The sequence below is a fragment of the Streptomyces sp. NPDC028308 genome, assembly GCF_055565855.1.
Window position 1 is genome coordinate 269413 of record NZ_JBVHTO010000006.1, and the last position, 14066, is coordinate 283478.

14 protein-coding genes are annotated in these 14066 nt (G+C 71.4%); 3 read left to right on the forward strand and 11 right to left on the reverse strand.

Translation table 11 applies throughout. The features are described 5' to 3' along the window. The first annotated feature begins 265 nt into the window (after positions 1-265). From ACZ4VA_RS15700 to ACZ4VA_RS15710, 3 genes are all read left to right on the forward strand, one after another. A complete protein-coding gene (locus ACZ4VA_RS15700; protein ID WP_356172621.1) occupies positions 266-1195 on the forward strand; it encodes a 5'-3' exonuclease in 930 nt (309 codons plus the stop codon). Between the two features lie 60 nt (positions 1196-1255). Further along, positions 1256-2095, forward strand: coding sequence for a siderophore-interacting protein (locus ACZ4VA_RS15705; RefSeq protein WP_355782024.1), 840 nt, complete (start codon positions 1256-1258; stop codon positions 2093-2095). Between the two features lie 282 nt (positions 2096-2377). Further along, the gene (locus tag ACZ4VA_RS15710; protein ID WP_355782027.1) at positions 2378-3319 is read left to right on the forward strand and encodes an RluA family pseudouridine synthase; all 942 of its coding nucleotides are present in this window, start codon (positions 2378-2380) and stop codon (positions 3317-3319) included. Here the strand turns inward: ACZ4VA_RS15710 and ACZ4VA_RS15715 are convergent. From ACZ4VA_RS15715 to ACZ4VA_RS15765, 11 genes are all read right to left on the reverse strand, one after another. Continuing rightward, positions 3313-4764: a cytochrome P450 gene (locus tag ACZ4VA_RS15715; RefSeq protein WP_356172578.1), complete on the reverse strand. Its 1452-nt coding sequence runs from the start codon at positions 4762-4764 to the stop codon at positions 3313-3315. The two genes, ACZ4VA_RS15710 and ACZ4VA_RS15715, sit on opposite strands and share 7 nt — an antisense overlap. A gap of 96 nt (positions 4765-4860) precedes the next feature. Beyond that, the gene (locus ACZ4VA_RS15720) at positions 4861-5481 is read right to left on the reverse strand and encodes a GTP-binding protein (RefSeq protein ID WP_355782033.1); all 621 of its coding nucleotides are present in this window, start codon (positions 5479-5481) and stop codon (positions 4861-4863) included. Continuing rightward, positions 5462-5866 carry a DUF742 domain-containing protein gene (locus ACZ4VA_RS15725; RefSeq protein ID WP_356244263.1) on the reverse strand — a complete coding sequence of 135 codons (405 nt, stop codon included), beginning with the start codon at positions 5864-5866 and terminating at the stop codon, positions 5462-5464. Before ACZ4VA_RS15725 ends, ACZ4VA_RS15720 begins: the two co-directional genes overlap by 20 nt. Then, the gene (locus ACZ4VA_RS15730) at positions 5863-6270 is read right to left on the reverse strand and encodes a roadblock/LC7 domain-containing protein (protein ID WP_355782039.1); all 408 of its coding nucleotides are present in this window, start codon (positions 6268-6270) and stop codon (positions 5863-5865) included. Before ACZ4VA_RS15730 ends, ACZ4VA_RS15725 begins: the two co-directional genes overlap by 4 nt. Beyond that, a complete protein-coding gene (locus ACZ4VA_RS15735) occupies positions 6267-7859 on the reverse strand; it encodes an ATP-binding protein (RefSeq protein WP_356172573.1) in 1593 nt (530 codons plus the stop codon). The genes ACZ4VA_RS15730 and ACZ4VA_RS15735 overlap by 4 nt, the downstream gene beginning before the upstream one ends. A 383-nt stretch (positions 7860-8242) precedes the next feature. Then, a complete protein-coding gene (locus ACZ4VA_RS15740) occupies positions 8243-11101 on the reverse strand; it encodes a DEAD/DEAH box helicase (protein WP_355791263.1) in 2859 nt (952 codons plus the stop codon). 47 nt (positions 11102-11148) lie between these two features. After that, the gene (locus ACZ4VA_RS15745) at positions 11149-12039 is read right to left on the reverse strand and encodes a diacylglycerol kinase (RefSeq protein ID WP_356172569.1); all 891 of its coding nucleotides are present in this window, start codon (positions 12037-12039) and stop codon (positions 11149-11151) included. 29 nt (positions 12040-12068) lie between these two features. Further along, entirely contained in the window at positions 12069-13013 is a 945-nt protein-coding gene (tatC, locus tag ACZ4VA_RS15750; protein ID WP_355794844.1) for a twin-arginine translocase subunit TatC, read from the reverse strand. 47 nt (positions 13014-13060) lie between these two features. Continuing rightward, on the reverse strand, positions 13061-13348 hold the full coding sequence (tatA, locus tag ACZ4VA_RS15755) for a Sec-independent protein translocase subunit TatA (RefSeq protein WP_355794843.1): 288 nt from the start codon (positions 13346-13348) through the stop codon (positions 13061-13063). 237 nt (positions 13349-13585) lie between these two features. Further along, positions 13586-13780: a hypothetical protein gene (locus ACZ4VA_RS15760; RefSeq protein WP_468081686.1), complete on the reverse strand. Its 195-nt coding sequence runs from the start codon at positions 13778-13780 to the stop codon at positions 13586-13588. A 24-nt stretch (positions 13781-13804) separates the two neighbouring features. Then, positions 13805-14065 carry a hypothetical protein gene (locus tag ACZ4VA_RS15765; protein WP_356244254.1) on the reverse strand — a complete coding sequence of 87 codons (261 nt, stop codon included), beginning with the start codon at positions 14063-14065 and terminating at the stop codon, positions 13805-13807. Between the last annotated feature and the right edge of the window lies 1 nt (position 14066).

The window sequence follows — 14066 nt, forward strand, 5'->3', positions numbered from 1 at the left end:
GGCGCCTCTCATGTCGAACCACGACGGCCCGCCTCCCCCGCCGGCGGGCCGTGGAGCGAGGCGGATTCCGTCCGCTCGACCGGATGGCATTCGTCAGCAGTTGTTGAACATACGACCGGCTTCGCTCCGGCCCGGCACCTGCCCTTGCTTATGCGGACCAAACGCCGGAGTGGTTCAGTTCACAGGGCGTACACGTTTCCCGTGTAGGGCGCCCGCCGGACACCGGGCTCCGCACGGCCGGTGACTGTCGGTGGCGTACGGCATGATGCGGAGGGTGACCAGACGCCTGATGCTGCTCGACACCGCCTCCCTGTACTTCCGGGCCTACTTCGGGGTCCCCGACTCGGTGAAGGCACCGGACGGCACCCCGGTGAACGCCGTGCGCGGACTCCTCGATTTCATCGACCGCCTGGTCAAGGACCACCGGCCGGACGACCTCGTGGCCTGCATGGACGCCGACTGGCGCCCCCAGTGGCGGGTCGACCTCATCCCCTCCTACAAGGCGCACCGCGTGGCCGAGGAGCGCGCGCTCGGCCCGGACGAGGAGGAGGTGCCGGACACCCTGTCGCCGCAGGTGCCCGTCATCGAGGCCGTGCTCGACGCGCTCGGCATCGCCCGCGTGGGCGTCGAGGGGTACGAGGCGGACGACGTGATCGGCACCTTCGCCGGGCGCGCCACGGGCCCGGTCGACATCGTCACCGGCGACCGCGACCTGTACCAACTGGTCGACGACGAGCGGGGGATCCGCGTCCTGTACCCGCTCAAGGGCGTCGCCTCGCTCCAGCTCACCGACGAGGCGTGGCTGCGCGAGAAGTACGGGGTCGACGGCGCCGGGTACGTGGATCTGGCGCTGCTGCGCGGCGACCCCAGCGACGGGCTGCCGGGCGTCCCCGGCATCGGGGAGAAGACGGCCGCGAAGCTGCTCGCCGAGTTCGGGGACCTGGCCGGCATCATGGCCGCGGTCGACGACCCGAAGTCCCGGCTGACGCCGTCGCAGCGCCGCCGCCTGGACGAGGCGCGGCCCTACGTGGAGGTGGCGCCCAAGGTCGTGCGGGTCGCCGGGGACGTCCCCCTGCCGGACGTCGACACCGCGCTGCCGCACGCGCCGCGCGATCCGTCCGCTGTGGCGGCGCTGGCCTCGCGCTGGAGTCTGGGTGGATCCCTGCAGCGGCTGCTCGCGACACTTCAGGAGTGAGGTGTTAACTGGGGGCAGATGCTAACTTAGGTAAGCCTAAGCACCGACTGGGAGGCCGTCATGGCAGAGCGTCCGGCACGCAGGACCCCAAAACCCCACTCCGCGCGTGTCGTGCGGACCGAGCGCCTGACCCCGCACATGCAGCGGGTCGTGCTCGGCGGCGACGGCCTCGCCGACTTCACCGTCGGCAGTTGCACCGACCACTACGTGAAGCTCCTCTTCGGGGCCGAGGGCGTCACCTACCCCGAGCCGTTCGACATCGAGCGGATCCGCGCGGAGTTCCCGCGCGAACAGTGGCCCGTCACCCGGACGTACACGGTGCGCCACTGGAACGCCGAACAGCGCGAGCTGACCCTCGACTTCGTGGTGCACGGCGACGAGGGGCTGGCCGGCCCCTGGGCGCTGCGCGTCCAACCCGGTGAACCGGTACGGTTCCTGGGCCCCGGCGGTGCCTACGCCCCGGACGCGAGCGCCGACTGGCACCTGCTGGCCGGCGACGAGAGCGCGCTGCCCGCCATCGCGGCCGCGCTGGAGTCCCTGGCCGACGGGGCCGAGGTCCGGGCCTTCGTGGAGGTCTCCGGCCCCGAGGAGGAGCAGAAGATCGACTCGGACGCGGAGATCGTCTGGCTGCACCGCGGTGACCGGCCGGTCGGCGCGGCCCTGGTGGAGGCTGTGCGCGCCCTGGAGTTCCCGCAGGGCCGCCTCCATGCCTTCGTGCACGGTGAGGCGGGCTTCGTGAAGGAGCTGCGCCGGCTGCTGCGCGTCGAGCTGGAGATCCCGCGCGAGGACCTGTCCATCTCCGGGTACTGGCGGCTCGGCCACAACGAGGACGGCTGGCAGGCATCGAAGCGGGAGTGGAACGCGCGGGTGGAGGCGGAGCAGGAGGGGGCCTCCTCCTGACCCGACCGCGGGGCGGGACACCGGCCCCGGCGCTCGTCCCGGTCTCCGGGCACGGCACTCGTCCCGGTCCCCGGGCACGGCATCGGTCGGGCGAAGGACACCGGGTCCCCCGCTTCGGACACCGGGACCCGGCACGCGTCCCGGTCCCCCGGTACGGCATCGGCCGGCCGGAGCACACCGAGTCCCTCGCCTCGGACCCCGGGGCCCGGCTCGGACCCCGGGGCCCCTGAGGCTCACGTCCGTCGGGGGCGGCGTCCGCGCCGCCTCGTACGATTGACCGCGATGAGACGCAAGCCCCGGATCCCGCCCTCCCCCCTGCCGCAGCGCGCGGGGGTGGACCCCGTGCGGATCAGGCTTCCCCAGGGCGGCGGCTGGGCCACCGTGCGCGAGCACCTGGTGGAGCGGCTCGCGGCCGGGGACGGGGTGATCGACGCGATGCTCGGCGACGGGCTGATCGTCGGGGCGGACGGGCGGCCCCTGCGCCCCGACACCGCCTATGTGCCGGGGATGTTCGTGTGGTTCCACCGCGACCTCCCCGACGAGGAGCCGGTGCCGTTCGCCGTCGAGGTCGTCCACCGGGACGAGCACATCGTGGTGGCCGACAAACCTCACTTCCTCGCCACCACCCCGCGCGGCAGCCACGTCGCCGAGACCGTCCTGGCCCGGCTGCGGCGGGACCTGGGCATCCCCGCGCTCGGTGCCGCACACCGCCTGGACCGGCTGACGGCCGGCCTGGTGCTCTTCACCGTGCGCCCCGAGGAGCGCGGCGCCTACCAGACGCTCTTCCGCGACCGGCTGGTCAGCAAGGAGTACGAGGCGGTGGCCCCGTACTCCCCCGGCCTGGAACTGCCGCGCACCGTCCGCAGCCGGATCGTCAAGGAACGCGGTGTGCTCGCCGCCCGCGAGGTCGAGGGCGAGCCGAACGCCGAGAGCCGGATCGAGCTGCTGGAGCACCGCTCCGGTCTCGGCCGCTACCGGCTCCTCCCCCGCACCGGGCAGACCCATCAGCTGCGCCTGCACATGAGCTCGTCGGGTGTGCCGATCCTCGGCGACCCGCTCTATCCGGTGGTGACCGGTCCCGTCCCGGCCGGGGACTTCCGGCGCCCGCTCCAACTACTGGCGCGGGCGCTGGAGTTCACCGATCCGGTCACGGGCCACGATCACCGGTTCACCAGCGACCGGGTGCTCGGCGCCTGGTCCACCCCCGACGACTGGGCTCAGTAGCCGCGCCACCAGCGCAGGAACCGCTGCCAGGCGCCGAGCTGGTGCGCCGGGTCCCGCTGCTCCGGCCGCGCGGTCGGCGCCGCCTCGGGTACGGGGGCGGGCGCCTCCTGCTGCGGCTGCGGCGGCGCGGTCGTGACGTGCCAGCCCGGCCGGGGCGCCGGCACCGGATGCGCGGCGGGACGCTGCTGCACGTCCTGCTGCGCCTTGGGCTCGAACCGCACCGGGAGTTCCACCAGGTGCCGCGAGGAGATCGCGGACGTCCAGCGCAACTCGTGCTCCTCGCACGCCAGTTGCACGTCCGGCAACCGCATCAGCAGCGCGTCGACGCCGGTGTCGGCGATGGCACGGCCGATGTCCTGACCCGGGCACTCGTGTGGCCCGCCGCCGAACGCGAGGTGGGAGCGGTTGCCCTGCATGTTCGCCGAGAGGTCGGGGCGCACGTGGGGATCGACGTTGCCGGGGGCGATACCGAAGAGCAGTCCGTCGCCCTTGCGGATGCGCTGGCCGCCCAGTTCCGTCTCCTGCTTGGCGAAGTAGGCGAACACCGTGCTGAACGGCGGCTCGTCCCACAGGGACTGCTCGACCGCCTCGGGCACCGTCATCTGGCCGCCGCTGAGCTGCGCGCGGAAACGCGGGTCGGTGAGGACCATGCGCAGCACGTTCGCGATGAGGTTCGCCGTGGCCTCGTAGGCGGCGATGAGGACGAGACGCAGGTGCTGGCCGATCTCGTCGTCGCTGAGGCGCGCCGGGTGGTTGATGAGGTGGCTGGCGAAGTCCTCCTCGGGCCTGGCCCGGCGGCGCGCGGTGAGCCGCGTCAGCGCGCCCATGACGTACTCGTTGCTCGCGATGGCCGTCTCGGTGCCCTTGAGCATGTCGCGGGCGGCCTGCACCATGCGCTCGTTGTACTCCTCCGGCATGCCGAGGATGTCGCACATCACGGCCATCGGGAGGTGCTCGGCGAACTGGCTGACCAGGTCGGCGCTGCCGCGCTCGCAGAACTCGTTGACGAGCTGCTGGGTCGAGCGGTTGATGGTACGGCGGATGCCGCGGTGGTCGATGGTCGACATGGCGCCGGTGACCGCGCCGCGCAGCCGCAGGTGTTCGTCGCCCTCGACGTGGGAGCAGATCGGCTGCCAGGTGATGTGCGGGGCGAGCGGGTGGTCGGGGCCCGCCGTGCCGTTCCGGACGGCGGTCCACAGGCGGCTGTCGCGCGCGTACTGCGAGGGGGTGCGCACCATGTGCAGGTTCTCGCTGTGGCCGAGCACCACCCAGATGGGCACGTCGTTGTGCAGCAACGCGGGTGCCACCGCGCCGTGCTCGGCGCGAAGCTTCTCGTACAGCGCCGACAGGTCCTCCGCCTCGGGGCCGTACAGCCGGCGCAGTCCGCCGGGGCCCGTTCCGTGGGCGGGGCAGCCGGGCGGCGGGCCGAGAGCGGGGTCGTCCATACCGGTAAGGGAGTGGGATTCAGACGTCACGGTGGTGGCTCCGAGGCTGAAGTGGGGCTGTTGTCAGGGGGGTTGGCGGATGCGGGCGCAAGGCGGCTACACGGACGTCGACGTCATCGTCAGCGAGTGCAGGAAGCGCATCAGCGTCATCAGGACGTCGCGGCTGGAGGCGCGGCGCCGGGCGTCGCACTTCACGATGGGGATCTCCTCGGACAGGTCGAGCGCCGTCCGCAGGTCGTCGACGGGGTAGCGCGGCGCGTCCGGGAAGTCGTTTATGGCGATGACGAACGGCACGCCTCGCTCCTCCAGGCGGCCGATGACGTCGAAGCTGACCTCCAGCCGCCGGGTGTCGACCAGCACGACCGCGCCGAGGGCGCCCTCGAACAGGCCGTTCCACAGGAACCAGAAGCGTTCCTGGCCGGGCGTGCCGAACAGGTACAGCACCAGTTGTTCCGTGATGCTGATGCGCCCGAAGTCCATGGCGACGGTGGTGGCCGTCTTGGTCTCCGAGCCGTAGTTGTCGTCGACTCCGATGCCGGCCTGCGTCATGGTCTCCTCGGTGGTCAGCGGCCTGATCTCGCTGACGGAGCCCACCATGGTCGTCTTGCCGACTCCGAAGCCGCCCACGATCACGACCTTCACGGCGGCCTGCGCCGTGTGCGGCAGATGGTCCTCGGTGCGAGGGCCCGTGATGGTGTCAGAGCTTTTGAAGTCCATGCATCACCGCTTCGAGGAGGGAACGGTCGGGGAGCGCCGAACGGACGATCGGGGCGCGCGCCTGTACCAGTTCGGCCGCCAGCAGCTCGGTGAGCAGGACGGTCACCACGCTGAACGGCAGATTCAGATAGGCCGAGATCTCGGCCACGGACAGGGGGGCCGTGCAGAGCCGGAGCAGCGCCGACTGTTCGGGCTGGGAGTTGGGCGGGGGCGCGTCGGCGTTCGCCACGATGAGCGTCACCAGGTCGAGCGCGGCCCGCTCACCGCCCTCGCCACCGCCCGTGAGCACGTACAGCCGCTCCGGGATCTTCTCGTCCTGGGCCGCTTTGACGGGCTCCGGAGGCTCTTCCTTGGGGTGGCGCCGCCGGCGTTGCGGAGGAGTCATACGGTCTGCCCGTTGCGCCTGGGCGGACTCGTCAGATGTGCTCCGATCCGTACGACGAGGTCACGCATGCGGTTGCTCATCAGCCCGGCGTCCACGGTCTGGTCGGCCAGTACCGCGAGATAGGCGTTGGCTCCGGCCGACATGAGGTAGAAGTAGCCGCCGTCGATCTCGATGATGACCATGCGCATCCGGCCGTCGCTGTCGGGGATCTCCCCGGCGACGGCTCCGGCCAGGCTCTGGAGCCCCGCGCAGGCCGCGGCCAGGCGGTCGGCGGCGTCCGGGTCGCCGCCGTAGCGGGCGATGCGCAGGCCGTCGGCGGAGAGCACCACGATCTGCTGGGTGCCCGGGACGCCGTCGGAGAGCTCCTTGAGCATCCAGTCGAAGTTGGCTCGCTGCTGGATCACTTGAGGTCCCCCTCGTCGTCGGCCTCGACACGGGCCGGCTGGTTGGTCGTGGCCGCGGCGGCCTGGTCGGGGTCACCGCCCTTGAGTCCGTTCATGAACGCCTCGACCCACAGGCCCGGTTCGGGCTCCTTCTTCTCCGGGGCGGGCTCGGGTGCCCAGGCGGGCGCCGAGGCCCTGGCCGCCTCGGCCGCGGCCTCCGCGGCCCTGGCCTCGGCGACCCGCTGGCTGAACGAGACCTTGACGCGGCTGCGGCGCTGCGGGAGCCCGTTGGGCGCCCACTCGGTGACCTCGGGGGCGTCGTCCTCCATGGCTGCGTCCAGCGGTGCGGGGACGCGGGGTCCGGTGGTCGGGCGGCGCTTCTTGGGCTTGCGGGCGGGTCCCTCGACGCCGCCGGTGTCCATGCGGGGTACGGCGGCGGCACCGATGCCGTGGGCGAGTCCGGGGGCGTCCCCGGTGGTGAGCATGTCGCGCGGCACGACGAGGACGGCGCGGACGCCGCCGTACGCGGACTGCCGGAGCGAGATCTGCATGTTGTACATCTGGGAGAGGCGTCCGACGACGGCCATGCCGAGGCGCGGGGTCTCCCCGAGGTCGTTCAGGTCGATGCCGGCCTGGGCCATCCGGAGCATGTTCTCCGCCCGGCCGCGGGCCTCCTCGCTGAGGCTGACGCCGCCGTCCTCGATCTCGATGGCGATGCCGGTCTGCACCTCCACGGCGGTGACGTGCACCTTGGTCTGCGGGGGCGAGTAGCGCGTGGCGTTGTCGAGGAGTTCGGCGCAGGCGTGGATGAGCGGCTCGACGGAGACGCCGTTGATGGCCACCTCCGCGATCGAGTGGAGCTCGATGCGGCGGTACTCCAGGATCCGGGACATCGCGCCGCGCAGCACGCTGAACAGCGGTACGGGCTTGGGCCACTGGCGTCCGGGACGGCCACCGCCGAGCACCGCGATGGAGTCGGCGAGGCGGCCGATCAGGGCGGTGCCGTGGTCGATGCGGAGCAGGTCGTCGAAGACCTCGGGGTTGCGCCCGTGGTCCTCCTCCATCTCGCGCAGTTCCTTGGCCTGCTGGTGGACGATGGCCTGGACGCGCCGGGCGATGTTGACGAAGGCGCGCTGGGCGGAGTCGCGCAGTGCCGTCTCGTGGTCCACGATGTCGAGCACGGTCCGGACCAAGTCACGCTGGGACTCGGGGAGTTCACGGTAGGCCGGGTCGGCGTCGACGAAGGTGCGCATCACCCCCGAGGGTGATTCTCCGCTGCGCAGCCGGTGCAGCGCGGTCGGCAGGAGCTCGGTGCCGAGGTGCACGATCTCCTGGTCGTGGCCGGCGATGCGCTGCTCCAGGAGCGCGGTCCGGTGCGCGAGGTCGGCGCGCAGCGCGCGGGCGACGCGGCCGCGGCGTACCGCTTCGGCGCCGGTCGCGATCACCAGGAGCGTGGCCACTGCGCCGCACCAGCCGACGGCCGTCCGGGCCGGCTCCGTCACCAGGGCGACGGCGGCCCCGGAGAGCGCGGCCATCAGTATGGCCGGCAGCAACAGCACGCGCGCGTAGGGAAGTTCACGGCCACCGGGAGGCGATTGAACACTCACCATGTATGCCCTCTGAGACAAATCGGCTGGGGGTTTGGGGGGATTGTCGGGACCTTCGGAACCTTTGGGAACAAGCGCACGATTACATCCCAACTCGGTGCGCTGCGGGCGAGCTTAGTCCGACCGGATCATCGCCGTGTCATATTCAGCAAGCCCCTGAATTCGCCCGTGCAACAGGAGTACTCTCGGCTCCATTTACACGCTCAGGTTCCGCTCGCACACGTTGCGTGACCGCGTACGAGCATGCGAAAACCCCGCCGAGGTCCGGCCGTTCCCCTCGGCACGGCCCCCGCCCGCGAAGGGTGACCCCGGGCGTCACGCCCCGGAAAGACGGAAGCGCCGCCCCTCGCGGGGACGGCGCTCCGGACGGCGGGGACGATGACGGGCTAGCCCACCGAGGAGTAGGCGACGACCCCGCGGAGCAGTCCGTCGACCGCCTTGCGGGCGTTCTTGGCGACCGTCGAACTCTGCCCGGACACCGGGGCGGCGGCCGAGATCTGGCCCAGCACGTCGATGACCTGCTTGCACCAGCGCACGAAGTCCCCGGCGGGCATCTCGGCCTCGCGCAGCACCTCGTCCAGCCCCTTGCCGGACGCCCACTGATAGGCCGCCCAGGCGAAGCCGAGGTCCGGCTCACGCTGGCCGACGCCCTCGGTCTGCCTGATCCGGAAGTCCTCCTCCAGACCGTCGAGACGGCCCCAGATGCGGACCATCTCGCCGAGCGCCGCCTTGGCCTTGCCGGACGGCACCTTCGGCGCCATGGCGTCGTCGCCGACCCGGGACTCGTACACCAACGCGGAGACACACGCGGCCAGTTCGGCCGGGCCGAGATCCTCCCAGACACCGGCACGCAGGCATTCACTGGCGAGCAGGTCGAGTTCGCCGTAGAGCCGGGCGAGCCGCTTGCCGTGCTCCGTGACCTCGTCGCCCCGCAGGTAGTCCAGCTCGGTCAGCAGCGCGACGATCCGGTCGAAGGTCCGGGCGATGGTGTTCGTCCGGCCCTCGATACGGCGCTCCAGCTGCGAGGTGTCGCGCAGCAGGCGGTGGTAGCGCTCGGCCCAACGGGCGTGGTCCTCGCGGTCGCTGCACCCGTGGCAGGGGTGCGCCCGCAGCGCCGTGCGCAGCCGGGCGATCTCCCGGTCGTCGGCCGCCGCGGAGCGCTTCTTGTGCAGCCGGTCCGGGACGATGTGCCCCGCCTTGGTGCGCAGCGCGGAGGCGAGATCCCGGCGCGACTGCGGGGAACGCGCGTTGAAGGACTTCGGGATCCGCATCCGCTCCAGCGCCTCCACGGGCACCGGGAAGTCGATCGAGGCCAGCCGCTTGACCTGACGCTCGGCGGTGAGCACCAGCGGGCGCGGCCCGTCGACGTGCTCGAAGCCCCGGTGGCCGTTGGACCGCCCGGCGGGCAGACCCGGGTCCAGCACGAGGGCGAGACCCGCGTACTTGCCCGTCGGCACGTGGATGACGTCGCCCGGCTTGAGCTTCTCCAGGGCGACGGCGGCCTCGGCCCGGCGCTGGGCGGCGCCCTGCTTGGCGAGCTCGGTCTCGCGGTCCTTGAGCTCCCGGCGCAGCCGCGCGTACTCCTCGAAGTCCCCGAGGTGGCAGGTCATGGACTCCTTGTAGCCCTCCAGCCCCTCCTCGTTGCGCTGCACCTGCCGGGAGATGCCGACGACCGACTTGTCGGCCTGGAACTGGGCGAACGAGGTCTCCAGCAGCTCACGCGAGCGGTGCCGGCCGAACTGCTCGACCAGGTTCACCGCCATGTTGTACGACGGCTTGAAGCTGGAGCGCAGCGGATACGTGCGCGTGCCGGCGAGTCCCGCCAGGTGCTCGGGGCTGCTGCCGCGCTGCCACAGCACGACCGCGTGGCCCTCGACATCGATGCCGCGGCGTCCGGCGCGGCCGGTCAGCTGCGTGTACTCACCGGGGGTGATGTCCGCGTGCTGCTCGCCGTTCCATTTGACCAGCTTCTCCAGCACCACCGAGCGGGCCGGCATGTTGATCCCGAGCGCGAGGGTCTCCGTGGCGAAGACGGCCTTGACCAGGCCGCGCACGAAGAGTTCCTCGACGACCTCCTTGAAGGTCGGGAGCATGCCCGCGTGGTGGGCCGCGATGCCCCGCTCCAGGCCCTCCAGCCACTCGTAGTAGCCGAGGACGTGCAGGTCCTCCGTGGGGATGGACGCGGTGCGCTCCTCGACGAGTTCGCGCACCCTGGCCCGGGCCTCGTCGTCGTTCAGCCGCAGGCCCGCGTACAGGCACTGCTGGACGGCGGCCTCGCAGGCCGCGCGGCTGAAGATGAACGTGATGGCGGGGAGCAGCCCCTCCGCGTCGAGCCGCTCGATGACCTCGGGGCGGCTCGGCGTCCACACCCGCGAGCGCTGCCTGCGCTCGCGCTCCCGGTCGGCCTCGCGCATGGCGCGGCCCCGCTTGCGGTCCTGGTACGACGGACGGCTCGCCTCCATGCGCGCCAGGCGCGTGAGGTCGGGGTTGACGGCCTTCTTGTGGCCCTCCCCCTCCTCGAAGAGGTCGTACATCCGCCGCCCGGCCAGCACGTGCTGGAAGAGCGGGACGGGCCGGTGCTCGGAGACGATCACCTGGGTGTCGCCGCGCACCGTGTCCAGCCAGTCGCCGAACTCCTCGGCGTTCGACACGGTCGCCGAGAGCGACACCAGCGTCACCGACTCGGGAAGGTGGATGATCACCTCTTCCCAGACGGCGCCGCGGAAGCGGTCGGAGAGGTAGTGCACCTCGTCCATGACGACGTACCCGAGGCCGCGCAGGGTCTGCGAGCCCGCGTAGAGCATGTTGCGCAGCACCTCGGTGGTCATCACGACCACCGGGGCGTCGGAGTTCACGCTGTTGTCGCCGGTCAGGAGCCCGACCTTGTCCGCGCCGTACCGGCGGGCGAGGTCGGCGTACTTCTGGTTGGAGAGCGCTTTGATGGGGGTCGTGTAGAAGCACTTCTTGCCCTGCTGGAGGGCGAGGTGGACGGCGAACTCGCCGACGATCGTCTTGCCCGAGCCCGTGGGCGCGGCCACGAGCACACCCTTGCCCGCTTCGAGCGCCTGGCAGGCCTCGATCTGGAAGGGGTCGAGGCCGAAGTCGTACATCTCGCGGAAGGAGGCGAGCGCGGTGGCCTGCTCGGCAGCGCGCTTCCGTGCTGCCGCGTACCGCTCGGCCGGTGAGAGGTCCTCTGTCATCGTGCTTTCGAGACTACCGGCCCCCACTGACAACAGGACGATCATTATCCGGATCCGCTGTCCGCGAACCCGGATCCGCGCAGCTCAGCAGGTCAGGGCACGGCCACGCGAACCGCTCCGGGCACGCACTTGGCGGTCAGCGGCAGCGGTCCGAGCGGCTCCCCGTCGGCGTACCCGGTGACGCCCTCGGCCACGAGCTCGACCCTGGCAGCGCGGTGGACGGTGACCACGGGATGGCCGAGGTGCGTGCCCTTGTAGACCTTCGGGAACACCCTGAGCAGGGTCGTGCGGCTGCAGTCCCCGACGACGGTGACGTCGAACAGCCCGTCGCCGAGGTCCGCGTCGGCGCAGATCCGCATGCCGCCGCCGTACGACGACCCGTTGCCGACGGCCACCAGGGTCGCCTCGATCTCCCGGGTCTCCCCGCCGTCCAGGGTGATCCGGTACGGGAACGGCTTGAAGGAGGCCAGCTCCGCGAGCATCGCGAGGTCGTACTTGAGGCGGCCCGCCGGCCGACGCATGCGGTTGCCGCGGTCGTTGACCCGGGAGTCGAAGCCGGAGGCGAGGACGGTTCCGAACCAGGTGCCGCCGACGCGTCCCAGGTCGACGTCGCGCAGCCGGGAGCCCTTGAGGGCGTCGGCGATCTGCCGTCCGGCGGCCGCCGGGTCGCGCAGCGGCAGTCCGAGGGCGCGCGCGAAGTCGTTGCCGGTGCCGACGGCCACCAGCCCCAGCGGCGTACGGGTCCCTGCGACGGCCTGCAGGGCCAGGTTCGCCATGCCGTCACCGCCGACGGCCACCAGGGCGCCGGTGCCCTCCGCGACGGCGGCACGCGCGCGTGCGAGCGCGTCCCCGGCGTCCTGCCCGAGGACGGTACGCACCTGGAAGCCCGCCGCCCGCAACGCCGAAGCGGCCGGCAGCGCCGCACGGGCGCCCCGGCCGCGGCCCGCGGTGGGGTTGACGACAAGGGTGATCTCGCTGGTCACGCCCCGACCTTACGAGTCCCGGGCCCTCGTCAGGTCACGTCGTCATAACCGTTGACCCGGTCCGTCGTCGCCTGCTCGGGCAGGGTCCGTCCGGCCGACACGGGCTCGATGGCACCGATGTCCTCGGGAGTGAGGTCCAGTTCCGAGGCCTCGTCGTCGGCGGGCTCCAGGGAGGCCCTGAGGCGCCTGCGACGGTCGTTCAGCAGCGAGAAGGCGACGGCGCCGAAGTAGAGGATCCAGATCGGTCCGGCAAGCGCCAGCATGGTGAGCGGGTCCGTGCTGGGCGTGGCGATGGCGGCGAACACCGTGATGCCCATGATCATGCCGCGCCACCAGCCGAGCATCCGCTTGCCGGTGATCGCCCCGGTGAGGTTCAGGAAGATCAGCAGCAGGGGCAGCTCGAAGGAGAGACCGAAGACGAGCACCATGCGCGTGACGAGGTCGAGCAGGTCGTCCAGCGGCAGGAGGTTGGACGCGCCGTCCGGGGTGAAGTCGAGCAGCACCTTCGCCGTGGTGGGCAGCACACGGTAGGCGAAGTACGCGCCGCCCAGGAAGAGCGGGACTCCCGAGCCGACGAAGGCGTAGGCATACTTCTTCTCGTGCCGGTGCAGGCCGGGGGCGACGAAGCCCCACAGCTGATACAGCCAGACCGGCGACGCCAGGACGACACCCGCCATCAGCGAGACCTTCAGCGCCAGCGTGAAGGGCGTGAGGAGTCCGTTGATGGTGATCTGCGCACACGGCTCCGCCGACGCCTTGGCCAGCTGCTCGAAGGTCTGCTCACACCCGACCGAGTCGAGGATCGGCCGGGTGATGAGATTGACGATGTCGTTGTAGAAGAAGGCGGCGACGACCGTGACGGCGACGATGGCCAGCATCGCCTTCGCGAGCCGGTTGCGGAGCTCACGAAGGTGTTCCGCGAGGGGCATCCGCCCCTCGGGATCCTTCTCCTTCTTGCGGGCAGACTTGAGCAACCCACGTCCTCATCTCGTGCGGCGGGCCGGAGCTCTCCGGCCCTACGTCAGCGCTTGGTCGTGTCCGTCGGCTCGGCCACCGGGCGCGAGCTCGTCACGTCGCCGGGCGCGGCCTGGATGGTGCGCTGAGAGGGGGACTGCTCGTCCGTGTTCGGCGGGCCCGCGGGGGTTGAGGAGTCCTGGCCCTCCGACTTCATGGCCTTGGCCTCGCTCTTGAGGATGCGAGCGGACTTGCCGAGGGAGCGCGCCATGTCCGGAAGCTTCTTCGCGCCGAACAGCAGGATGATGACGACGAGGATGAGAATGATCTCGGGGGCTCCGAGCCTTCCGAACATAAGTCTTTACCTTCTCACCGAGGCGGCATGGAATGGGTGCTGTTCGAGCAGTCGGACGTCTGTCCGGCCGTCGTGCTGTCAGCGATCGTAACGCTCAGGGGTGAACGCGGGGCAATCCCTGTGCGTACTCCCAGTTCGCGACCCGCGCCTCGTATCCGGGCCACAACGAGCAGCGTACCCGGCCGCACCCGGAGGTCGACAGGCCGGAAGCCGCTGGAGCCGCCGGGACCGCGCGACTCACAGGGCGTCCACCGAGCGCGCGGTGGTCACGGCGGCGCGCTTCAGGTCCTCCGCGGCCCGGCCGACGCGCTGGGCGGAGTCGGCCACCTGCCGCCCCAGGCGCTCCGCCTCGACGAAGACGCGGACGGCCAGCACGCCGAGCACGGCGATTCCCAGGAAACCCAGAGCGATAGCGAACATCGGCCAGAACATGTCGTCGACCCTAGCCCCTGCGTCTCAGATCCTGGAGTGCAGACGCAGCGTCCGCACCCCGCCGCCGGTGAGCAGCTCGATGATCCGCTCGCCGGCGGGCTTGCGCACGGCCTCCCCGCACTCGGGGCAGGTGAAGGAGTAGAAGGTGGTGCGGCTGCTGGCTCCGATGGCCAGCCGGAGCGCGGCCGCCGACAGCTCGAAGCGGCCCCGGCAGTCGGGGCAGGCGGCTCTGAACAGCACGGGCGCAACTCTCGTCATCCCGGCGAATGCCGAGGACACCGACATG